Consider the following 22,367-nt stretch of genomic DNA (forward strand, 5'->3'; position numbering starts at 1 on the left):
GGGCGAAAGGCCCAGCCTGCCCGGATTGCTCGCGTTCTGGAAGCCTGCCTCGTCCGTCGTCCCTCAGGGACCGGACGCGGCGGCCACGGGCAGCCATTCCAGCACCTGGCCCGGCATGCCCGCCGCGGGAGCCACCGCCAGCACCATGGCCATGCGCGCCGTGGTGGCGCCGAACCGCCCCTCCGCCTCGATCCGCCAGATGCGCCGCCGCCCCCCCTGCGTCCCGCCCGGCTGCGGCGTGCGGTAGCGGCCGGGCATCAGGACGGGCAGGGCGAGGGCGGCGGCATCACGCCGCAGGACGGCCAGGGCGGCGGGCGGGGCGGCCTCCTCGGCCGGGCGGCTCAGCCCGCTGTGCACGGTCGCCGCGCCGCGCAGCCGTTCCACGAGCGCCAACGGCAGGCCGGCGGCGGGCAAGGCTTCGCCCAGGCTGCGCAGCCGCCGCCGCCCGCCGCCGGGATCGCTGCTCCGCTCGCGCCAGGCGAGCAGCCGCGCGGCGGCCTGGCGGGCCTGGGGCTCGGCCAGGCCGGCCTCGCCGAAGAGCGCCGCCAGCAGCGGTTCGGCGACGGTATTGAGGTCGATCCGCCCATCCTCGTCGGCCAGCCGCACCCTCACCGCCGCGCCGCCCAGGGCGAGGTCGTAGGTCTCGCCCGGCGGGCGGGCCGCGGGCGGCGTGGCGGCGAGGCGGTGCGCGGCGGACCAGAGGCCGCCCTCGGCGGCGGCGCGGGCGCGGGCGAGGTCGGCCTCGCCACGCGCCGCCCCGGCCCCCGCGCCGGCCAGCAGCAGCGCGGCGCTGCCGGCGGTGCCGATGAGCAGCGCCATCCAGAGCGCGAGGACCAGCGCCGAGCCCGGGCGGCTAGGGCCGGGGCAGGGCATGGCCGCGGGTCTGGCGCAGGGGCGGCTCGCGCGGTGCCATGTTCAGCATGCGCAGCCGCAGCTCCTCCGTGGCGCGGCGCAGCTCCTCCGCGCTCTGCACCACGCGCGGCGTCAGCAGCACCAGCAGCTCCGTCCGGCGCCGGTCGCGGCTGCGGGTGCCGGTCAGGTCGCGGATGATCGGGATGTCGAGCAGGTAGGGCAGGCCGGAGCGCGAGCTGCTGTCGGCCTCGCGGATCAGCCCGCCCAGCGCCACGGTCTCGCCCGAGGGCACGGAGACGACGGTGCGCAGCCGCCGCTGCTGGATGGTCGGGCTGTCGATGCCGCTGGTGGTGGTGGCCACCGCGTCCGAGACATCCTGGTCGACATCGAGCAGCACGCCGCCGGCGGAATTCACCCGCGGCGTGACATCGAGGGAGACGCCGGTGTCGCGCAGCGAGACCGAGTTGACGATCCGCGTGTCGGTGACGCCGCCGCCGGTGGCCTGCTGGGTGACGATCGGCACCGAATCGCCCACGCGCAGCCGCGCGGTCTGGTTCGACAGCACCATCACCTGCGGCGAGGAGATCACCCGCACCTCGGTGACGCTGGCCAGCGCCTCCAGCACCGCCCCGGCATCGGCGCCGCCGGAATAGAGCAGGTTGAAGCCGGGGAAGCTCTGGGCGATCACGCCGGTCGCGGTCTGCGCCAAGGCGAAGCTGAAGCGGCCGGTTCGGAAGAACCAGGAGAGGCCGTATTCCAGCCCCTGGTTCAGCGTCACCTCGGCGATCACCGCATCGATCGCCACCTGGCTCGGGGGGCGGTCGAGCGCCATGACGGCGCGCTCCACCAGGCGCCAGTCGGTCTGGCTGGCATAGACGATCAGCGCGTTCTGCGCCTCGTCGGCGACGATGCGGACCGGGGCGGCGGGGAGGCCGCCCAGATCGCCGCCGCCGCCCCCTCCGGGCGGGAAGGCGGGCAGGCCGGCCCCCGGCCCGCCGCCCGGCAACGTTCCCGGCGGGGGGGCTCCCGGCAGCCCCGGGCGCCGCGACGCTCCCCGCCCCCTGGCTTCCCCCCTGGCCTCCTCCCTGGGGCCCGCCCGGACCGCCCGGACTGCCCAGTGGCGCGTCGGTGATCGGCGCGACGCCGCCCGCCAGGGCCTGGGCGGCGGTCTGCCCCGGTGCCAGCAGCGCGCCGGCCTCGCCGCGCCCGCCGCCGCCCTGCAGCAACTGCCGCAGCGTCGCCGCCAGCTCGCTGGCGCGGACATACTGGACCGGATGCACGAAAAGCTGCGGCGCGTTGCCCATGCCGGCGGCGTCGAGCGAGCGCACCCAGCGGCGCACGCGCTCGAGCTGCTGCGGCTGCGTCGCCATGACCAGCACCGCGTTCAGCCGCGCCACGGGCACCACGCGCAGCCCCTCGCGCCCGCCGCCCTCGCTGGCGAAGAGGGTGTTCAGCTCCTGCGCCACCAGCGCGGCGGGCGCGGAATCGAGCGGCAGCAGGGCGAGCGACTGGTTGCGGATCCAGCCGACGTCGAAGCTCTGCGCCGCCTCCGCCAGGGTGGCGAGCTGCGGACCCGTGCCGGCAAGCAGCAGGATGTTGCGCGTCTCGTCCGCGGTGACGGAGCCGCCGCGCGGCGCCAGCGGCTGCAGCACGCGCTGGAGGTCGGCGGCGCGGGCATGGGTCAGCGGCAGGGCCAGGATGGCGAAGCCGGGCCCGGCGCGCACCCCCGGCATCCGCAGCGTCACCGGAGGGCCGGATTGCAGCGCGCTGTCGAGCGGCACGACGCGGTAGCCGCCGGCGCCGCGCAGCAGGGCGGCGCCATTCGCCTCCAGCGCCGATTCCAGCAGCGAGAGCGCGGCCTCCTCCGGCACCGGTCGCTGGGTCTGCAGCGTCACGCTGCCGCTGACACGGGGGTCGATGGTGTAGTCGGCGCCCAGCAGATCGCCCAGCACCGTCTGCACCACCTGCGGCAGCCCGGCCTCGACGAAGTTCAGCGTCACCATGCCGGTTCCCGCGGGGGCGAGGCCCGAGGGCGCGGCGCGCTGCAGGCCGCGCGGCTCGGCCGCGGGGTCGATCACCGTCGGGCGGCGCGTGGTGGCGGCGGAAGGCGGCGCGATGAAGCCGGGCGCCGCGACGGGCTGGTAGGGCAGGGGCCGCTGCCCGGCCGCCTGCAGCCTGAGCATGGCCTGGTCGAAGGCGGCCTGGCCGCGCAGCTCGGGCTCGCCGCAGGCCGCCAGCGGGGACAGCAAGGCCAGGGACAGCAGGGCCAGGGCGGGCCGGGCGCGGGGCCTCACATCCCCCCCATGACGGCGGCATTGGCGCCCAGGATGGCGTTCAGCGTGGTGAGCACGATGGCGGCGACCAGCCCGCCCAGCAGCAGGGTCACGCCCGGCACCAGCAGGACCAGAAGGCGTTCGGTGGCACGCTCGGCCTCCTCCTCATGGATGATCGCGACCTCCTCCAGCATCTCCCGCAGCCGGCCGCCCTCCTCGCCGATGCCGATCAGCGTGGTGGCCAGCGGCGGCAGCGCGGCCTCGGCCGCCAGGGCGGCCGCCAGCCGCGCGCCGCCGGACAGCCGATCGGCGGCGCGGCGCAGCCCGGCGGCGATGGCGGCATTGCCGGAGGCGGCGGCGGCATGCCCCATGGCCTGGGGCAAGGGAACGCCGGCACCGAGCAGGGTGGCGAGCAGCCGGGCGAAGCGCGCCGTGGCGCTGCGCCAGAGCAGGGGGCCGAGCAGCGGGAGGCGCAGCAGCCGGAGATGGCTCCGGTGCCGCGCGGCGCCGCCCAGGCCGCGGCGCAGCAGCAGGCCGGCGGCCAGCAGCCCCGCCAGCAGCAGCGCTCCCCAGGCCCGCAGCCATTCCGCCACGGCCAGCATGGCGCGGGTGGAGGCCGGCAGGCGCCCGCCGGCGGCCGAGAACAGGGGCTCCAGGGCCGGCAGCACCACGGCGACCAGCACCGCGATCACCGCCAGGGAGAGCGCCAGCACCACCATGGGATAGGCCATGCCGGCGCGCAGCCTCTCGGCCACGCGCTCCAGACGCAGCGTCTCGGCGGCGAGCCGCTCCAGCACCGACGGCAACTGCCCGGTGCCCTCGGCGGTGGCCACGGCGGCGACCTGCCAGCCAGGAAAGCCGCCGGGCTGCGCCGCCATCGCGGCGGACAGGGGCGTGCCGGCGCGCACCGCCTGCAACAGGCCGCGCAGCAGGCGGCGCGGCCGGGCCGAGCCCTCCGAGCCCGCCAGCGCCTCCAGCGCCATGTCGATCGGCAGGCCGGCGGCGAGCAGCAGGCCGAGGCCGCGGGCCAGCCGCGCCTGCTCGCGCGGGCGCAGCCCCGCCCCGGCGGCAGGCCGCGCGGCCGCCTGGCCCTCGCCGGCCGGCCGCAGCTCCATCGGCAGGTGGCCGCCTTCCTGCAGCCGGCGGGCGGCGGCGCGCCGGTCCGCCGCCTCGAGCCGGCCCCGCAGGGTGCGGCCGTCGGCGGCGATGGCGACATAGTCGAAGCTGGGCGGCATGGCCTTCAATCCCCGCCCGCCACGCGCAGCACTTCCTCGACCGAGGTCTCGCCGGCCAGGGCCTTGCGCAGCCCGGTCTCGCGCAGGCTCGGCATGCCGGCCTGCATGGCGGCGGCGGCCAGGGCGCCGGCATCGGCGCGGCGCAGCACCAGGGCGCGCACCGCCTCGTCGACGAGCATGATCTGCAGGATGGTGGTGCGGCCGCGATAGCCGCTGCCGCCGCAATGCCCGCAGCCACGCGGCCGGTGCAGCCGGATCGGGGCGCCGGCGGCCAGGCGGGCCAGGCCGAGCCGCGCGGAGAGGTCCGGCGCCGGCGTGAAGGCCTCGCGGCAGTCGGCGCAGAGGGTCCGCACCAGCCGCTGCGCCAGGGCACCGTGCAGCACCGAGGCGATGAGATAGTCCGGCACGCCCAGGTCCATCAGCCGCGTCACCGCCGAGGGCGCATCGTTGGTGTGCAGGGTGGCCAGGACGAGATGCCCGGTCAGCGCCGCCTGCACCGCCACCTGGGCGGTTTCCGGGTCGCGGATCTCGCCCACCAGCATGACATCCGGGTCGTGCCGGAGCATGGCGCGCAGGGCCTGGGGAAAGGTCAGCCCGATCTGCGGCCGCACCTGGACCTGGCTGACGCCCTCCAGGCGGTATTCCACGGGGTCCTCGATGGTGCAGACCTTCAGCCGCTGCCGGTCGACGGCGTTCAGCGCGGCGTAGAGCGTCGTGGTCTTGCCGCTGCCGGTCGGGCCGGTCACCAGCACCATGCGGCTGGTCTGCGCCAGCATGGCGTGCAGGGCGGCGATCTCCCCGGCCGTGAAGCCCAGGGCGGCGAAGTCGAGGGCCACGGCGCCGCGGTCCAGGATGCGCAGCACCGCGCCCTCGCCCTCGAGCGCCGGAATGATGGAGACCCGGAGGTCGACATCGCGCCCGCGCACGGCGACACGCATGCGCCCGTCCTGCGGCAGGCGGCGCTCGGCCACGTCGAGCCGCGCCATGATCTTGATGCGCGACAGCACGCCGGTGCCCAGACCGGACGCGATCAGGCCCGCCTCGCGCAGCACGCCGTCGACGCGCAGCCGCGCGCGCAGGCCGCTCTCCGTCGATTCGAGGTGGATGTCGGAGGCGCCGCTCTCCACCGCCTGCTGCAGCAGCGCGTTGACATGCCGGATCACCGGCGCCTCGCTGGCCTGGTCGCGCAGGCGGGTGGCGTCCTCGGGTGCGCCGGGCCGCGTCTCGGCCAGCGCCACCTCGGGCGGCGCCGCCGCCGCCTCAAGCTGGGCCAGGCCGGCCAGGATGACGGAGGGCGCGGCGACCGCCCGCCGCACCGTCCGGCCGGTGGCCAGGGCGGCCGCCTGCACCGCATAGGGGTCCAGCGGATCGGCCATGGCGAGCAGCAGCGCGCCATCCTCCTCCAGCCGGACCGGATAGGCCCGCATCCGGCGCAGGAAGCGCAGGGGCAGACGTTCGGCCAGGGGCGGGTCCGGCGGCAGAGCGGCACGCGGCAGCAGGGGCAGGCCGAGCGCCGCCGCCGCCGCCGCCGCCAGCGGCTCCTCGCCCAGCAGGCCAAGCGCCAGCAGGGCGGGGATCAGCGCCTCGCCCGCCGCCTGCCGCGCCTCCTCGGCGCGCCGCAGCGCGGCCGGGGCCAGCAGGCCACCCTCGGCGAGATGCGCCACCAGCCGGGCTTCCTCGGCCGGCGGGTCGCTCAGGACAGGATCCATGCCGGGTGGCCCCCGTCGAGGATCCAGACCAGCCAGGCCGCCACGGCCAGGGCCGGCACGAAGCGGAAGGAGGCGCCGGCGGCGAGGCCGCGGTCGCGCAGCACGACGCAGAGGAGGGCCAGGGCCGCGGCCAGCGTCACCAGCAGGGGCAGGCCGCCGGGCCCGGTCCAGGTGCCGGCCGCGCCGAGCACCCAGGCATCGCCCCGCCCCAGCCCGTCCTGCCCGCGCAGGCGGCGATAGGCGGCCTCAAGCGCGCGGAAGGCCAGGTAGCCGAGCCCGGCCCCGGCCAGGGCCGCGGCGAGGGTGGCGCTCCCCCCGCCCGACGCGACGAGGAGGCCCAGCAGCAGCAGGGGCAGGACGAGGGCGGCATGCACCAGGCCATGCCGCAGATCCATCCAGGCCAGGCCCAGCAGCAGGCCGCCGAAGCCCAGGGCGGCGGGCCAGGCGGGAGGGGGGAGCAGAAGCGCCAGGGGGGCCAGCGCGGCGCCGCAGAGGAGGCAGGATGCGCTGTCCGGGAGGGGCCGCGCGGTCGGCATCCGCTTCGCCCCGGGAGGGCGGGCCTTCTTCAGGGCGGGAAAGGCGGGCGCGGGCATGCGGCGTGCCGTGATCACTACGATTCTGAAAGGAAGGATATCTCAGACGCATCGCTTCACAATGAAAAACCGTCCGGGCGATTGTCGCGACGGTTGGGGGCGGCCGGTGAGGTCGCCCCGCCCCCGTCAGTCGATCAGGATTCAGGCGATCAGGATATTGCTGACCAGGTTGAAGGTCGGGTTGGTGGCGAGATGGATGACCATGTCCGCCGCCCCGCCATCCCCGGAATCGATGCTCAGCAGGCCGGTGTTCTGGGCGTAGAGGATGGAACCGCGCCCGCCGCCCAGGAAGGTCCCGCCCGCGAGCAGCACGAAGGCGCCGTCCCCGCCGTCGATGGTGTCCGCCGTGGCGTCGATCGCGGAGAGGTCGATCCGGTCGATCGCCTGGAGGTCCTGGATATGGTCGCGCGCGGCGGCGCCGGGGCGGCTGTCGGTGAGGGCGGTGTAGCGGAAGATGTCGGCGCCGGCGCCGCCGGTCAGCGTGTCGCTCCCCGCGCCGCCGATCAGCACATCGGCCCCGGCGCCGCCGATCAGCGTATCGGCGCCGCCGCCGCCGAGAAGGGTATCGGCGCCGTTGCCGCCATCCAGCGTGTCATTGCCGCCGCCGCCCTCCAGCCGGTCGTCGCCGCCCAGGCCCAGGAGGGAATTGGCGCCGGCATTGCCGATCAGGACGTTCGCCTCCGCGTTGCCGGTGCCGTTCAGGGCGACGGTGCCCAACAGGGTCAGGTTCTCCAGCGTGTTGGCGAGGGTGAAGAGGGTCCCGCTCGTGGTCACCTGCACCCGCACGGTGTCGGTCCCCTGGCTGAGGGCTTCCACCACCTGGTCCAGCACATTGTCCACCACGTAGATGTCGTCGCCCAGGCCACCCTCCATGCGATCGGCGCCGGTGCCGCCGATTAGCATGTCGGCCCCGGCGCCGCCGATCAGCGTGTCATCGCCGGCGCCGCCGCGCAGGGTGTTGTCGCCGCTGGTGCCGGTGATGCGGTTGGCCAGGTTGTTGCCGGTGCCGTCGAGGTTCAGCCCCTCGCCGATCAGCTCCAGGTTCTCCACCTGCGCGGTGAGACTGTAGCTGAGCGAGGCGCGCACGGTGTCGGTGCCGCCATTGGCCTGCTCGGTGACGGTATCGCCCGCCGCATCGACCACATAGGTATCGTTGCCCTCGCCGCCGATCATGCTGTCGGCGCCGGCGCCGCCATCCAGCAGATCGGCCCCCGCGCCGCCGTCGAGCGTGTCGGCGCCGGCCTCGCCGAGCAGCGTGTCGCTGCCCGCGCCGCCCTGCAGCAGGTCCGCGCCATTGCCGCCCTCCAGCCGGTCGATGCCGCCGGCGCCGATCAGCGTGTCGGCACCGGCGCCGCCGAAGAGCTGGTCGTCCCCGGCGCCGCCGTCCAGCAGGTCCGCCCCCGCGCCGCCATCGAGCAGATCGTTGCCGCCCAGGCCGCGCAACGTGTCGTTGCCGCCGAAGCCCTGGATGTCGTCATTCCCGGCCGTGCCGACCAGGACATCGGCCTGGTTGGTGCCGCGGATCGCCTGGCCGCCGACCGGCGGCGGGGGGTTGGGGTTGTTGCCGAGCTGGGTGGCCGAGATCCGCTGATCCTGGAAGGCGAACCACTCGACGCCGCGGATGGTGTCGGTGCCGTCCTCCCCGCCCTGCAGGTGCGTGACGGTGAAGACGCCGGTCTGCCGGTTGAAGGTGACATTGTAGCTGGACCGGGTCCCGGCGAAGCGGATCTCGTCATTCGTGCCGGCGCCGCCGTCGATGGTGTCGTTGCCGCCGTCGCCCGCCAGCGAGTCGTCGGCCTCGCCGCCGGCCAGCGTGTCGTTGCCGGCGCCGCCATCGAGGGTGTCGTTGCCGCCGCCGCCGTTGAGCGTGTCATTGCCGCCGCCGCCAGCAAGGATATTGGCCAGGGCGTCGCCGGTGATCTGGTCGTTCGCCTCGCCGCCCGTGACGTTCTCGATGCCGGTGAAGGTGTCCTCGACAGCGAAGCCGGTGGTGGTGCCGGTCGCAGGGTCGCGGTTGCTGCGCGTCGTACCCGCGGCCATGTCGATGATGAAATCGGCGAACTCGCCCTGATAGGACAGGGTGTCGGTGCCCGCCCCGCCGGCGATGATGTCGACGCCGAAGCCGCCGAGCAGGAGATCATTGCCCGCGCCGCCATCCAGCGTGTCGTTCTCGCTGCCGCCGCTCAGTGTGTCGTCGCCGTCCTCGCCGAAGAGGAGGTCGTTCTCGCTGCCGCCGATCACCAGGTCGTCGCCATCGGCGCCGTGCAGCTCGTCGTCATCCTCGCGGCCGTCCAGCACGTCATTGCCGGTGGTGCCGACCAGCAGGTCGGGCGGGGCGCCGTCACGGGGGCCGATGATCTGCTCGCCCGGGGGGCGGGTGTCGAAGACACGGGCGACGATGCCGCCATCATTGTCCAGCCCGTCCACCGCCTGTCCGGACGTGGCAATGACCAGGCGGCCATCGCCCATGCCGGCGGCGCTGAAGCCTCCGGGCGTGCCGGTGGCACCGTCGGAGAGCACGTCGAAGACATCGCCGATCGGCGCGCCGGCATGCGTGTAGACCTGGCCACGGACGCCGCTGGCACCGGCCGCGCCGCTCACCTCGTAGAAGAGCGCGAAGCCGCTGCCCAGGTCGTCCTCCGCCGTCGGCGTGATGCGGAAGATGCCGGTGGCATTGGCCGGGAGATCGGCCAGCAGGAGTTCCGGCCCCGCCGCCCAGCTCTCGCCGCTGGCCGAGACCACGCTGGCCCGGACATCGCCGGCGGCATCCGTCCAGGCGACGACGAAGCTGGTGATCAGCCCGGCCACCTGCGGCACGCCGCCCTGCGGAATGCCGGCCAGCGGCGGCAGGGCGTCGACCTGCCCGAAGGTGGTGACGCCGCCGGTCGTGCTGGGCGTCAGGATGGTGACGCGGATCTGCCCATCCTCGACATAGGTGACGACCAGCTCGTTGTCGTGCAGCGAGGCCAGGCTGGCGTTGCGGCCGTTCTCGCTGATCACGAAGGTGGCCGGGCCGCCGGCCTGGACCGGCGTGGCGACGGGCGCCTGCTCGTTGCCGTTGGCGGCGAAGGGGATGACGAAGCGGTTGAGGAGCAGGCGGCCGGTCGCGCCGCCGCCGGCCGCTTCGGTATAGGCCACGTGGAAGCCGAACTCGACCGTGGCGTTGTTGGCGTCGACGACCTCGTAGCCGCTGACCGCCGCGTCGCGCTGCGCGGCGCCGCCGGCCGCGGCCTGCACCTGGAACTCGCCGGCGCCGGTGACGCCGTTGACCGAGGCGGTGTGCCGCCCCTTGATGACGGAGGCGCCGGCGCCGGTCTCCTGCCACACCGCGACGATGCCGAGGTCGCCCGCCATGCCGGCGGTCAGCCCCGAGACCTGCTCGGTCACGGCATCGTCCGGATCGAGGCTGATGCGCAGCACCTGCGGCACGGCGCCTCCGCCGAAGGCGGCGTCCGGCTGGCCCAGCGGGTCATAGGCCTTGAGATAGACGTCGTTGCCCGACTGCCAGACGAAGCCGAAGGCGTTCTCCAGCGCCACGGCCACGGGCGCGGTCTGCGCGCCGGTGGTGAGGTCGGCCGCCCCGCCGGAGGTGTTGACGGTGAAGGAGGTGTCGCTGAAGAGGCCCCAGGGGATCGGTGTGCCGGCCGGCCCGGAGCCCGGCAGATCCAGGGCGAAGAGATCGGTGCCGACCGTGGTGGTGCCGTCCAGGCTCAGGCGGTCCCCCGTGCCGAGGGCGGTGCCGATGGTGGCGCCGAAGGCCAGCCGCTCCACGCCGTCGACGATGTCCTGCCCGTCCGGCCCCGGATCGCGGCCCCGGTTCTGCAGCCGCATGTCCTTGACGGTGAGGCTGCCGTCGCCGTTCAGCGTCATCGAGTAGAACTGCCGGCCGCCGCGATAGGCGGCGAGGTCGTCGCCCTCGTTCCCCTTCAGGATGTCGTTGCCGCCGCCGCCATAGATGATGTCGTTGCCGAGCGCGGCATGGACCACGTCGTCATCGCTCTCGCCGCGGCGGGTGTCGCCGCGATCGGCGATGATGGTGTCGTCGCCGATGGTGCCGACGATCAGGTCGGGGCGTTCGTCCACCCGCTCGATCTGGCCGTTGTCGTCGAGGCGCACCCGGTCGCCCGAGATCAGCTGGCCGGGCTCCCGCGTGTCGACGATCCGGGCGGCGATGTCGCCGAAGTCGTCCTGCGTCACCAGCACGGCGCGGTCGCTGACGAGACCGGCCACGCCGTGGGCGCCGCCCCCCGTTCCGCCGGCGCCGTCCGTCATCTCATAGGGCAGGCCGGCGGCCGGCACACCGAAGCCGTCGAAGCTCTGCGCCATCACCCGGCCATCGAGGGTGCCGAAGGTGACGACGCCGCCGTCATTGGCCTCGCCGAGGCCGGCCACGTTGAAGTCGCCGCTGAAGGCGCCTTCCGGCAGGTCCAGGATGGTCTGCACCCCGCTCCCGACCCAGGTCGCCGCGCCGTCCAGCAACTGGAAGGTCTCACCCTTGACGACGAGATCGGTGGTGGCCGGGTTGTCGTCGGCCGGCGCCACCCAGAAGACGCCGAAGTTGCCGGCACCCAGCGGCGCCAGGCGCACGGCCTGCCCCGGAGCCACGACATAGGCTCCGAGCGCCGCGTCGAGGTCGAGGCCGGGAGGGGGGATGACGTCGCCATTGCCGGCGTCGCGGAGCTGCCCGTGCAGCCGCCCGTCCTCACCGACCCAGGCCACGGCCAGCTCGCCGTCATGCAGCATGGCCAGGGCGGGGGAACGCCCTTCCCCGAGATCCAGGGCGAGATCGGCGCCGATCCCGGCCTCGCCGTCCTGTCCGGCGGGGGCGACATGCGCCGGCTCTCCCGCGGCGTCGTTGACCACCTCGTAGCGCTGCAGCCGGATGCGCGAGACGTTGCCCGAGGTCTCCACCCAGGCGGCGGCGAAGCCGACGGCCTCCAGCGGGCGGTCGGGATCGGTCGGGTCGACGCCGATGATCTTGGCGTAGGGCGACAGGACCAGGCTGTGCTGAACGAGATCCGCCGCCGCGCCGGCCGGCGCGGCGAGGGTGAACTCGCCGCCCAGCAATCCCACGGGACCGGAGACCCGGGCCTTCAGCAGCGTCGGCCCGCCGCCCGCCGCCTGCTCCTGCCAGGCGACGGCGTAGCCATCGCCCCAGCCGGAGATGACCGGGGCGCCGAGGATCGTGCCGATGCCGTCATCCAGCGTGACCGGGCCGGGCAGGATCTCGTTCAGCGGCTCGAGCACATGGTCGAAGGCCTGCAGCCGGACATGCGTCACCGGATTGGGCCCGGTCGTGGTCTGCAGATAGGCGACGCCGAAGTTCTCGCCTGAATTGTCCGCCACGCTCGGTCGCGAATGGGTGAAGCCGAAGCCGAAGGTCGGCGGATTGATGTCGATGCCGACAACCAGCTGTTCCGAGGTACTGCCCCAGGGGGTCGGAGCGGGCATGTCTCAAATCTCCGGGCTCGAAATCGGGGGCGGCCATGAGCCAGAAGAGAATCCCGCATCATGAATAGATGAGACGGCAAACTCTATTCTGGCCGAAGGGCCGGTCGGACGGAATTTCAGGATCTTTACTCAGGATTCTGGAATCTGTTCAGGAATGCCGGCCAACCGATTCCCATTGGGGAGGAAGATGCCGGAATTCGATCAACAGCCCCAGCATGAAGCCGACGATATCGTTCCGCAAGAGCAATTTAACTAATGCGGGAAAGAAACATTTTTGATATGAGGGCGAGAGGCAAATAGGATCGATGGCCTAGAAGCCGGCCACCAAGCCGCATGATATCCCAGGAATCTCACGATTTTGCGATCAGCGTGCGTGGCGAGACGGTCCGGTGATAAAGATAACTATTCGAAACGAATTGCGATGGAGGGTGGGATGGGTTGCCATGTGGGATGGGGCCTCGGCCATGCGCGCTGGCTTCTCGCGGCCGGGCTTGGACTGCTGGCCTGGTCGCCAGGCCGCGTTCAGGCGCAGACCGCCGCCTGCGAGCGGGAGATCACCGCCGATGTCGTGGCGCTGGACCAGGCCATCGAGTTCAACCGCTACGGCGCACATCATCCCGGCTACATGATCTATGCCTTGCGGGGCGACGTGCAGGCCCGCGATGGCGGCCAGTCCCTCAGCCCCGGCCGGGTGATGCTGCGCGAGGACAAGCGCCCCCGTCCGCTGGTGCTGCGCGTCAATCTCGGCGATTGCCTGACCATCAATTTCCAGAACCTCCTGAACGCCTCGCCGCTTTCCGTGCCCGGCGTCTCGGTGGATCAGCCCGCCACTCGTGCCGCGGGCCTGCATGTCGCCGGGCTGAACTACATGCGCAGCATGGCGGATGACGGGGCCAATGTCGGCGCCAACGTCTCCAGCCTGGTGCCGCCCGGCGGCTCCACCATCTATCGGCTGCAGGCATCGCGGGAGGGTATCTTCGGATTCTACAACCCGGCCGTGATGGTCAGCGGCGAGAGCAATATCGGCGCCTTCGCGCTCGGCATGTTCGGTGCCGTGGCGGTGCAGCCGAGAGGCGCCGAATGGTATCGCAGCCAGACCACCCGGCAGGAGCTGGAGCTGGCGACGCGGCGCGACGCGGCGGGCGCGCCCGGCCGGCTCTCCACCGGCCACCCGGATATCGACTATGCCGCCGTCTACCCGCAGGGGCACCGCCTCGCCGGACGCCCGATCCTGGCGATGCTGCAGAACAACAAGATCGTGTACGGCGACACCAACGCCATCATCACCGGCCCGGGCCGCGGCCGCTTCCCCGCCGGGACCTACGCCGCCAATCCCGTGCTGGAGCCGAACAGGACGCTGGCCCAGGGCCAGACCGAGGAGGGCCTCTCCTCCGGCACGCGCGACCGGCGGGAGCCCTATCGCGAGTTCGTGCTGAACTTCCATGACGAGGTGAAGTCAATCCAGGCCTTCGCCGAGTTCGAGCAGGCCGAGCTGGGCCACACGCTGCACAGCGTCCGGGATTCGTTCGGCATCAACTACGGCATCACCGGCGCCGGCTCGCAGATCCTGGCCAACCGGTTCGGCGTCGGCCCGACGGCGCAATGCGCGGAATGCAAGTACGAGGAGTTCTTCCTCTCCTCCTGGGCCGGCGGCGATCCTGCCCTGCTGGTCGATGTGCCGGCCAACGCGCAGCTCGGTCCCGACAACCGCCGCAACCCCGCCGCGCCGAGCTCGACGCGCGCGCTCTATCCCGACGATCCGTCGAATACCTTCAGCAGCTACCTCGGCGACCGCGTCGTCATGCGCAACCTGCACTTCGGCAAGGAGGCGCATATCTTCCACCTGCATGCGCATCAGTGGCTCTACAACCCGGACCAGCCGGGCTCGGCCTATCTCGACAGCCAGCTGATCGCCCCCGGCTCCGGCTATACCTACGAGATCGCCTTCAATGGCTCGGGCAACCGGAACCAGACGGTGGGCGACAGCATCTTCCACTGCCATCTCTATCCGCACTTCGCCCAGGGCATGTGGGGCCTGTGGCGCGTGCACGATGTCTTCGAGGCCGGCACCGAGCTGGATTCCGAGGGCCGCGCCGCGCCGCTCTCCCGCGCCCTGCCGGATGGCGAGGTCGCCGCCGGCACGGCCATCCCGGCGATCATTCCCCTGCCGACCATGGCGCTGGCGCCGTTGCCCGCGCCGGTGCACATCGCGGCCGGTCAGGCGGTGCTGCCGGCCGGCACGGAGGTGGCGGACAATGCCGGCTTTCCCTTCTTCGTCCCCGGCAAGTCGGGGCACCGCCCGCCGCGCCCGCCGCTGGACGTGATCGACGATGGTGGGCTGCGGCGCCACATCGTGACCGGCGGCGAGGCGGTCGCGCAGCTGACCCGGCACGATCTCGACAAGGTCAGCGAGGCGCTCGAGATCCGCTGGCTGAACGAGGCGGGCGAGGCGCCGGAGCGGGCGGCGATGGCCTTCCACGCCCGCCGCGCCCATGCCAGCGTGACCCCGGAAGGCACGCCGCGCGCCTTCGTCACCAATGGCCGCCCCGCCGTGCGCGGCGCGCCCTATGCCGATCCCTGCGTGCTGGACGATGGCCGCCCCGCCCCGGGTGCCGCGGATCTGCGCGTCTACAAGGTGGCCGCCCTGCAGAAGCGGCTGATCCTGAATCGCGCCGGCTGGCACTTCCCGCAGGGCCGCCTGCTGGCGCTCTGGAACGACGTGCAGGCCACGCTCGACGGCACCCGCGCGCCGGAGCCGCTGGTGATGCGCGCGACGACGAATGAATGCATCGAGGTGCACCACACCAACCTGATCCCCTCGGTCAACGAGCTGGACGATTTCCAGGTCCGCACCCCGACCGACATCGTGGGCCAGCACATCCATCTGGTGAAGTTCGACGTCACCAGCTCGGACGGGTCCGGCAACGGCTGGAACTACGAGGATGGCACCATGGCCCCCGCGGAGGTGCGCGAACGGGTCCATGCCATCCGGCACCACTATGCCTGCGCCGATGCCGACGAGGTCGGCAACTGCCCGAAGGCGCGCGCGCATCCGGTGCTCGGCGCCGGGCCGAACAATGCCTGGCTCGGCGCGCAGACCACGGTGCAGCGCTGGTTCGCCGATCCGATCACCAACCAGTCCGGCAAGGACAACACGCTCCGCACCGTCTTCACGCACGACCATTTCGGCCCCTCCACGCATCAGCAGAACGGCCTCTACGCCGCGCTGGTGGTGGCGCCCCAGGGCACGGAGTGGCGCCATCCGGAGACCAACACGCGGCTGAACGCGCGGCAGCGCCAGGATGGCGGCCCGACCAGCTGGATGGCGAATGTCATCACGCCGGACCCGGCCGATTCCTATCGCGAGTTCGTTCTGCAGGTCGCCGACTTCGTCAGCGCCTACGAGAAGGACGGCGGTCTGGACTTGCAGGGCCGCACGGTGGCCGACCCGCGCCGCGTCATCAATCCGCCGCATCGCCAGCGCCTCGGCCTGCCCTATCTCCAGGAGCGGCCCAGCGTCTGTCCCGGCGGCGGCGCGCCGCCCTGCCCGGAGGCGATCTCCGCCAAGGACACCGGCACCTTCGCCGTCAACTACCGCAACGAACCCCTGGCGCTCCGGCTCTACGATCCCAATGCCCCGCGCGCCGATGGCGGGCGTGGCGGGCAGGCCAGCGGCCGGGCCGGCGACCCTTCCTATGCCTTCCGCTCGGACGTGGTCCGCGCCATGCCGGACATGAACAGCCAGCCGGGCAGCATCCCGCCGCTCACCGCCGACGTGCAGCCCGGCGATCCCTTCACCCCGCTGCTGCGCGCCTATCGCCGCGACCGCGTGCAGGTGCGGATGATGGCCGGCGCGCATGAGGAGCCGCATGCCATCCATTTCAGCGGCCTGCGCTGGCTGCTGAACAGCAACGACCCGAACTCCGGCTGGCGCGCGGCGCATCTGCAGGCGATCTCGGAGCATTTCGAGTTCGATGTGCCGGTGGTCGCGCCCGAGGGCGATATCGGTCCCTTCACCGACCATCTCTACAGCGCCTCCGCCAGCGCGGAGGGCTACTGGCACGGCGCCTGGGGCCTGCTGCGCGCTTATGAGTACCGGCGCGGCGACCTGCGGCCGCTGCCGAACAACACGCCGCCGACCAATCCGCGCAACCAGCGCCTCAACAACGGCGAGACGGTGCAGCTCGGCGTCAGCGGCCAGGTCAACAACCTGCCGAACTTCAACGGCGTCTGCCCGGTCGGCGCGCCGATGCGGCGCTACGCGGTCTCCGCCGTCGCCGCCAGCCAGGCGATGGGCAGCCAGGGCATCGTCTACAACAGCCGGGCCGGCAACTATGCCGGGCAGCGCGGCCCGATCACCGATCCGACCGGCGCCTTCTATGTGCTCGACAGCGATCTCAGCGGCGGCAAGCTGAAGGCCGGCGTGCCGGTCGAGCCGCTGCTGCTGCGCGCCGCCGCCGGCGACTGCGTCGAGGTGACGCTGACCAACCGCCTGCCCGCCGACTGGGCGGACCAGGTCGTGGCCCCGGCCAACCAGGGCTTCTACATGTTTCCCCTCGTCGTCGAGCGCTTCAACGCCAACCAGCTGAAGCCCTCGATGGAGGTCGGCCTCAACCCGCAGCTTCTGGCCACCGACGTCACCCGCAATGACGGGCTGAACCTCGGCCTCAACCGGACGCGCCCGAATGCGGTGCGGCCCGTCAAGCAGACCGTGGCGCCGGGGGACAGCACGACCTACCGCTGGTATGCCGGCCTGCTGACCCTCTCCGCCACCAACGACATCATCGCGACGCCCGTCGAGTTCGGCGCGCTGAACCTGATGCCGTCCGACAAGCTGCGCCACAGCAGCAAGGGGCTGGTCGCCGGCATGGTGGTGCTGCCGCAGGGGTCGAGCTGGGTGGTGGACAGCACGACGCGCCTGGCCGCCACGGTCACCGTGCCGGGCGGTCGGCAGTTCCGCGACTTCGCGCTGATCTTCCAGGACGACCTCAACCTGCGCGCCAGCGGCCGGCCGGTCTGTCCCGTGGGTGCCGCCGAGCCGCAGGGGCCGGAGGATGAGGACGAGGTGCCGGAGAGCATCACCTCGATGGGATGCAAGGGCCTCAGCGACTCGATCGATGCCGGCAATGTCGCGGTGAACTACCGCACCGAGCCGATGTGGCTGCGCGTCGGTCATGCGCCCGGCGAGAATCCGGGCATCACCCGGCGCCTGAACTACGCCAATGCCCTGTCCAACGCCCAGGTGGGCGGCAACCCCAACACGCCGGTCTTCACCGCCCGGACCGGGCAGGAGGTGCGCTTCCGCCTGCTGCAGCCCGGCGGGCATGAGCGGTCGGGTGTCTTCACCCTGCACGGGCACAACTGGTCGATGCTGCCCTATGCCGCCGGCACGGTGCCGTCGCAGCGGATCGAGGGCGTCCGCGGCAAGCCGGGCTACGCGCCCTCGCCGGCGACCGGCACGCGCGACGCGCTGGCGCCGACGCTGCACTACAACATCGTGGTGGAGCAGGCGGGCGGTCCCGCCGGCGTGCCGGGCGATTACCTCTTCCGCAACCAGATGCCGGATGTCTTCGACGGCGGCGTCTGGGGCCTGCTGCGGGTGAGCCGCTGATGCGGGGCCGGCTTCCCTGGGCGGCCCTGCTCGGGCTGCTGGCCGGCCCGGCCCTGGCGGAACCGACCCTGGCGGAACCGACCCTGGCGGAACCGACCCTGGCGGAACCGACCCTGGCGGAACTGGCCCAGACGGATCCGGTCCGGTCCGGGGCCGCCGGGCAGCCCGTGGTCAGCCTCCGCCACGCCATGGGCGGCGCGGTGGCCCGGCTGGAGCTCCGGCCCGCCCCGGGGGAGGCGCTGGAGGCGGGACAGGCGCTGCTGCTGCGCCTGGAGCTGGCCGACGAGGATGGCCGGCCGCTGCGCGGGCTCCGGCCCGCCGCCTGGGCCGAGCGTGGCGGCGGCGGCATCGCCTGCCGCGACCGCGTGCGCGGCCTGCTGGAGAACCGCCTCGGCCGCCGCGCCGAGGTGAACTTCAATGCCTGGCACCTCGCCTATCTCGGCGACAACGGCGCCGTGCAGGTGCTCGACCCTGTCGGCGGCACCAGCCGCACGCGGCTGCTGGCGGCCCTGGCGCTCGGGGGCGAGGCTGGGGGCTGGGCGGCGGATGCGGCGGGCAACCGGATCTTCGCCAGCGTCCCGTCCCTCGGGGAGGTGGTGGAGATCGACACCCTGCGCTGGGTCGTGGCGCGGCACATCCCGGTGGGGGGCCGGCCGGCGAGGCTGGCGCTGGACGCCGCCACGCAGAGGCTCTGGGTCGGCCAGGATGGCGAGGCCGGGGCGACCGCCGAGGTGGCGCTGCTCGGGCTCGACACCGGCACCGTGCTGGCCCGCCTGCCGGTCGGGCCCGGGCCGCACGCCCTGGCGGCGCTCGGCCCCGGCCGCGCCCTGGCCGCCGGCACCGACGGGGCGGTCAGCCTGGGCGCGGAGGGGGCCTCGCCGCTCCCCGGCCTCGGCGGCGGCTTCACCGAGGCGGCCCATTCCGCCCTGGCCCAGCTCTCCCTGCTGCTCGACGCCGCGGCCGGCCGCGTGCTGGCGCTCGACGCGGCGGGGCAGCCCGTCGGGCTGTGGACCGTCGCGCCGGGCGCCGCCGGCCTCTTCCCCGACCCCACCGGCCGGCTGCTCTTCATCCCCGAACCGGGGGAGGACCGCGTCACGGTGATCGACCTGGCGCGCCGCGCCGTGGCGCACCGCGTGCCGGTGCCCGGCGGGCCGCTGCGCCTCGGCTTCAGCGGCACCCAGGCCTATGTCCAGAGCCGCGAGGGGTCGAGCGTGACGCTGATCGCGCTCGGCAGCCTGGAGGAGGGCGGCACCCCGGCGCTCACCGGCATCGCCGCCGGCTCCGGCGCCCTCGAGGGCGGCGCGGCGCTGGGGCCGCTGGTGGTGGCGGCGCCGGGCCAGGAGGGCATGCTGATCGCCGAGCCGGACCAGCGGGTGGTGCATGTCTACATGGAGGGCATGGCCGCGCCCTCGGGCCTGCTCCGCGCGCCGCGCGGCCGCCCGCTGGCCCTGGCCGCCATCGACCACGCGCTGCGCGAGACGGCGCCTGGCCGCTACGAGACGCGCGCCGTGTTTCCCGGCTCCGGCCGCTACATCCTGCCGGTGATGCTGCAGGGCGGCGACTTCCTGCACTGCTTCGAGGCCGATCTGGGCGAGGACAGGGCGCTGCCGCTCGCCCGCCGCCTCACCGTGGCGCCCCCCGAATCCGGTGACACGCTGCCGGCCGGGACCCCCTCGGCGCTGCGCCTGCGCCTCAGCGGGCCGGAGGACAGCCCGGCTTGGCGCAGCGCCCCCGACGCCTCCGTGCTGCTGACCCAGCTCTCCGGCCACTGGCAGGAGCGCCTGCCGCTGCGGCCGGTCGGCGATGGCCGCTACGAGGCGGAGGGCGTGACGCCGCCGCGCCCCGGCCTGCTGCGGCTGCATCTCGTGGCGCCCTCCCTCGGCCTGGAGGCCGGCACGCTTCCTCCCCTCATGCTCAGGGCGGTGTCGCCATGACGGACTCTCTCCCCCGCCCGCCCGGGCGGCGTGCCCTGCTCGGCCTCCTCGGCCTCTGCGCCGGCCTGCCCGCCGGCTCCGGCGCCACGGGCCTGGAGGCCGGCGCGGCGGAGGCGGGGCGGGTGCCCCGGCTGCGCGGCAGCCTGCCCGACGCCCCGGCGCTGGACGCGCAGGGCCGCCGCCGCCGTCTGGTCTCGCAGGTGCTGGCCGGCCGCGTCGTCGCCATCGACTTCGTGCTGACCGATTGCAGCGGCTTCTGCACCGCGATCTCCGCCGCCATGGCCGGGGCGCAGGACCTGCTGGGCCACCGGCTGGGCGGGGAGGTCGGGCTGCTCAGCCTGGCCCTCGACCCGCTGCGCGCCACCCCCGAGGAGCTGGCGCATTACGCCGAGCGCTTCGAGGCCGGGCCGGGCTGGGATTTCGTCGCCCTTGGCTTCCAGCCGCTGGAGCAGGCGCTGCGCGCGCTCGGCGGGCCGGAAGCGGGCAGCGAGCATGCTCCCATGGTGGTGGTCCTGGATGCCCGCCGCGGCACGCTGCGCCGGGTGCTGGGCCTGCCCACGCCCGAGGCCATCCTCGGCGCGGTGGAAGCGGCGTTGGCGGCGCGGAGGACGGCATGAGCCATACCCCGCCGGCCCTGCCGCGACGCGGCCTGCTGCTGGCCGCCCCGGCCCTGCTGCTCCGCCCCGCCACGCCCATGGCCACCACGCCGGAATGCGACGGGCGCGAGCGCGACTATTTCGGCAACCGCGTGCTGGTCGACCAGGATGGGCGGGACCGCCGCTTCTACGACGACGTCCTGCGCGGCCATTCGGTGCTGATCGGCTGGATCTTCACCAGCTGCCCCGATGCCTGCCCGCTGCTGGCGGCGCGCAGCCTCGCCATCGCCGAGGCCGCCCAGGAGGCCGGCGCGCGGCCGCGCATCCTGCACCTGACCACCGATCCGCGGCGCGACCAGCCGGCGCGGCTCAAGGCCTGGGCGGCCCGCTTCGGCGACTACCCCGACTGGGTGCTGCTGACCGGCGCGCCGGCCGATCTCCGCCACGTGGCGCAGCGGCTGGGGCAGGCGGTGGACGAGGACCGGCCCGACCGCCACACCACCCTGATGCTCGCCGGCCATGTCGCGGCGCGGCGCTGGGCGAAGCTGCGGCCCGATCTGCCGCCCGCCGCCGCCGGCCTGCAATTGGCCGAGCTGGCCGCCGCCGCGCCGCTGGTGGATGCCAGGGCATGTTCCGGCTGAGCTCTCGCCCCGCCCGGCTGGCGCTGGCGGCCGTCCTGGTCCTGCCTGCGGCCCTGGCGAGCGCCGGGGCGCCGAAGGAGGGCGCGCCGGAGGAGGGGGAGGCGATCTTCACCCGCGGCGCGCGCCCCGGCGCCCCGGCCCCCCGCGCGACAGCCGGGGCGGGGATGAGCCTTCCGGCCACCGCCATGCCCTGTGCCGGCTGCCACGGCGCGGATGGCGGGGGCGGCCGGCTGGAGGCCGGGCTCCGGCCGCCCGCGCTCGCCTGGTCCGTTCTGTCCCGCCCGGCGCCGGGGCGCCCCGCCTATGACGAGGCGCTGCTGCTCCGCGCCATCGCCCTCGGTTTCGATTCCGGCGGCCGGGCGCTGGATCCGGCCATGCCGCGCTATGCGCTGAGCCTGGAGGACGGCCGCGCCCTGCTGGCGCATCTGCGCGCGCTGGACGCGCGGACGGTGCCGGGCGTCGAGGCGGCGGCGGTGCATCTCGGCCTGCTGCTGCCGCCCGGCCCGGGCGGGGAGGCCTTCCGCGCCGCCTTCGCCGATGCGCTCGCCGCCGCCGCCCCGGACGGGGTCTTCGGCCGCCGCATCGTTTGGCACCCCCTGCTGGCCGCCGACGCGACCGATCCGGCGGCGCGGCTCGCCGCCCTGGGGCCGGAGGGGATGCTCGCCCTGGTCTCGGCCCTGCCCGAGCCGGTGAACGCGCCCCTGCTGGCGGCGGCGGGGCGGCTGCCGGTGCTCTCGGCCCGCGCCACCCTGGCCGAGGCGCCGCAGCGCCATGCCCTGGTGCCGGGCGCCGCCGAGGAGGCCCTCGCCCTGCTGCGCCGCCTGCCGCGGCCGGAGCGCGCCGTCATCCTGCATGGCGGGGACGCGGCCGGGCAACGCCTCGCCGAGGCCATCACCGGGCGGCTGGAGGGGGCGGGCGAGGCGCCGCCCCGCCTGGCCGACGCGAGAACGAGCCCGGCCGGGCTGGACGAGGCGGAAGCCATCCTGCTCCTGCCGCCGGCGCGGTCCGGCGCGGCCTTCCTGGCCGCCCTTGGCGGCATTGGCCAATCCCTGGACCAGCCCCTGCTGGCGCCCGGCTCCCTCGGCATCACGGCATTGCGGACCGCCGCCGCGGCCGCCGGCCGCCCCGTCCTGGCCGCCTTCGCCGTTCCGCTCGAGGGGGGCGCCGGCGCCCCGGCGGAACGCTACGCCACCAGCCCGGCGGCGCGGGCGGGGCTGGCCGGCCGCCTGGGCCACGCCGCCGCCGAGGTGATGGTCGAGGCCCTGCGGCGCAGCGGCCAGCGCCTGACCCGCGAGGGGCTGGCGGCGGTGCTGGAGGCGCCGGAGGGCTTCGAGCCGGGCGCCCTGCCGCGGCTGCGCCTGGCCGGCCCCGGGCAGCCCGGAAGCCTGGCGCGGCAGCCGCTGCTGCTGCTGATCGACGGCGAGGGCGGCGCCCGGCGCCCGCCCGGAACCGGCGAATGAAGGACGCCCTGC

General features: G+C 74.2%; 12 protein-coding genes and 1 pseudogene. 6 read left to right on the forward strand and 7 right to left on the reverse strand.

Translation table 11 applies throughout. The annotated features are described in order from the left end of the window. Positions 1–63 precede the first annotated feature (63 nt). The 3 genes and pseudogenes from ACF3NH_RS19320 to ACF3NH_RS19330 all read right to left on the reverse strand — a co-directional run. Entirely contained in the window at positions 64–873 is an 810-nt protein-coding gene (locus ACF3NH_RS19320; protein ID WP_422925184.1) for a hypothetical protein, read from the reverse strand. Further along, positions 854–1,858, reverse strand: a complete 1,005-nt coding sequence (locus ACF3NH_RS19325) for a type II secretion system protein GspD (protein ID WP_422925186.1) — start codon at positions 1,856–1,858, stop codon at positions 854–856. Before ACF3NH_RS19325 ends, ACF3NH_RS19320 begins: the two co-directional genes overlap by 20 nt. Before the next feature lie 358 nt (positions 1,859–2,216). After that, positions 2,217–2,855, reverse strand: a pseudogene (locus tag ACF3NH_RS19330) (secretin N-terminal domain-containing protein); the annotation flags it as partial. Between ACF3NH_RS19330 and ACF3NH_RS19335 the strand changes: the two are divergent. Then, positions 2,854–2,997 (forward strand): hypothetical protein, encoded by a 144-nt coding sequence (locus tag ACF3NH_RS19335; protein WP_422925189.1) that lies wholly within the window; start codon positions 2,854–2,856, stop codon positions 2,995–2,997. The pseudogene ACF3NH_RS19330 and the gene ACF3NH_RS19335 overlap by 2 nt on opposite strands. Positions 2,998–3,142: 145 nt before the next feature. On the opposite strand, the gene ACF3NH_RS19340 is transcribed toward ACF3NH_RS19335, so the two are convergent. The 4 genes from ACF3NH_RS19340 to ACF3NH_RS19355 form a co-directional block, all read right to left on the reverse strand. After that, on the reverse strand, positions 3,143–4,360 hold the full coding sequence (locus ACF3NH_RS19340; RefSeq protein WP_422925191.1) for a type II secretion system F family protein: 1,218 nt from the start codon (positions 4,358–4,360) through the stop codon (positions 3,143–3,145). Between the two features lie 5 nt (positions 4,361–4,365). Beyond that, the gene (locus ACF3NH_RS19345; RefSeq protein ID WP_422925193.1) at positions 4,366–6,069 is read right to left on the reverse strand and encodes a GspE/PulE family protein; all 1,704 of its coding nucleotides are present in this window, start codon (positions 6,067–6,069) and stop codon (positions 4,366–4,368) included. Then, positions 6,054–6,662 (reverse strand): prepilin peptidase, encoded by a 609-nt coding sequence (locus ACF3NH_RS19350; protein ID WP_422925195.1) that lies wholly within the window; start codon positions 6,660–6,662, stop codon positions 6,054–6,056. Before ACF3NH_RS19350 ends, ACF3NH_RS19345 begins: the two co-directional genes overlap by 16 nt. Positions 6,663–6,803: 141 nt before the next feature. Beyond that, positions 6,804–12,113, reverse strand: coding sequence for a calcium-binding protein (locus ACF3NH_RS19355; protein WP_422925197.1), 5,310 nt, complete (start codon positions 12,111–12,113; stop codon positions 6,804–6,806). Positions 12,114–12,546: 433 nt separating this feature from the next. Here ACF3NH_RS19355 and ACF3NH_RS19360 point away from each other — a divergent pair, with 433 nt between their 5' ends. From ACF3NH_RS19360 to ACF3NH_RS19380, 5 genes are read left to right on the forward strand one after another with little or no spacing between them, the layout of a single operon-like run. Further along, a complete protein-coding gene (locus ACF3NH_RS19360) occupies positions 12,547–17,724 on the forward strand; it encodes a hypothetical protein (RefSeq protein WP_422925199.1) in 5,178 nt (1,725 codons plus the stop codon). Then, a complete protein-coding gene (locus ACF3NH_RS19365) occupies positions 17,724–19,658 on the forward strand; it encodes a YncE family protein (protein ID WP_422925201.1) in 1,935 nt (644 codons plus the stop codon). The genes ACF3NH_RS19360 and ACF3NH_RS19365 overlap by 1 nt, the downstream gene beginning before the upstream one ends. Then, complete coding sequence (locus ACF3NH_RS19370; RefSeq protein ID WP_422925203.1) at positions 19,655–20,275, forward strand: SCO family protein; 621 nt, start codon at positions 19,655–19,657, stop codon at positions 20,273–20,275. Before ACF3NH_RS19365 ends, ACF3NH_RS19370 begins: the two co-directional genes overlap by 4 nt. Then, positions 20,272–20,895: an SCO family protein gene (locus ACF3NH_RS19375; RefSeq protein WP_422925205.1), complete on the forward strand. Its 624-nt coding sequence runs from the start codon at positions 20,272–20,274 to the stop codon at positions 20,893–20,895. The genes ACF3NH_RS19370 and ACF3NH_RS19375 overlap by 4 nt, the downstream gene beginning before the upstream one ends. Then, a complete protein-coding gene (locus tag ACF3NH_RS19380) occupies positions 20,883–22,355 on the forward strand; it encodes a type 1 periplasmic-binding domain-containing protein (RefSeq protein WP_422925207.1) in 1,473 nt (490 codons plus the stop codon). Before ACF3NH_RS19375 ends, ACF3NH_RS19380 begins: the two co-directional genes overlap by 13 nt. Positions 22,356–22,367 lie beyond the last annotated feature (12 nt).

It is taken from the genome of Pseudoroseomonas sp. WGS1072, assembly GCF_049340465.1.
In the GTDB taxonomy this organism is placed as follows: domain Bacteria; phylum Pseudomonadota; class Alphaproteobacteria; order Acetobacterales; family Acetobacteraceae; genus Pseudoroseomonas.

Excerpts from the sequence above, each read along its gene's own strand:
- ACF3NH_RS19320 (WP_422925184.1), bottom strand. The coding sequence starts at position 873 with ATGCCCTGCCCCGGCCCTAGCCGCCCGGGCTCGGCGCTGGTCCTCGCG.
- ACF3NH_RS19335 (WP_422925189.1), top strand. The coding sequence starts at position 2,854 with ATGCCGGTTCCCGCGGGGGCGAGGCCCGAGGGCGCGGCGCGCTGCAGG.
- ACF3NH_RS19340 (WP_422925191.1), bottom strand. The coding sequence starts at position 4,360 with ATGCCGCCCAGCTTCGACTATGTCGCCATCGCCGCCGACGGCCGCACC.
- ACF3NH_RS19345 (WP_422925193.1), bottom strand. The coding sequence starts at position 6,069 with ATGGATCCTGTCCTGAGCGACCCGCCGGCCGAGGAAGCCCGGCTGGTG.
- ACF3NH_RS19350 (WP_422925195.1), bottom strand. The coding sequence starts at position 6,662 with ATGCCCGCGCCCGCCTTTCCCGCCCTGAAGAAGGCCCGCCCTCCCGGG.
- ACF3NH_RS19355 (WP_422925197.1), bottom strand. The coding sequence starts at position 12,113 with ATGCCCGCTCCGACCCCCTGGGGCAGTACCTCGGAACAGCTGGTTGTC.
- ACF3NH_RS19360 (WP_422925199.1), top strand. The coding sequence starts at position 12,547 with ATGGGTTGCCATGTGGGATGGGGCCTCGGCCATGCGCGCTGGCTTCTC.
- ACF3NH_RS19365 (WP_422925201.1), top strand. The coding sequence starts at position 17,724 with ATGCGGGGCCGGCTTCCCTGGGCGGCCCTGCTCGGGCTGCTGGCCGGC.
- ACF3NH_RS19370 (WP_422925203.1), top strand. The coding sequence starts at position 19,655 with ATGACGGACTCTCTCCCCCGCCCGCCCGGGCGGCGTGCCCTGCTCGGC.
- ACF3NH_RS19375 (WP_422925205.1), top strand. The coding sequence starts at position 20,272 with ATGAGCCATACCCCGCCGGCCCTGCCGCGACGCGGCCTGCTGCTGGCC.
- ACF3NH_RS19380 (WP_422925207.1), top strand. The coding sequence starts at position 20,883 with ATGTTCCGGCTGAGCTCTCGCCCCGCCCGGCTGGCGCTGGCGGCCGTC.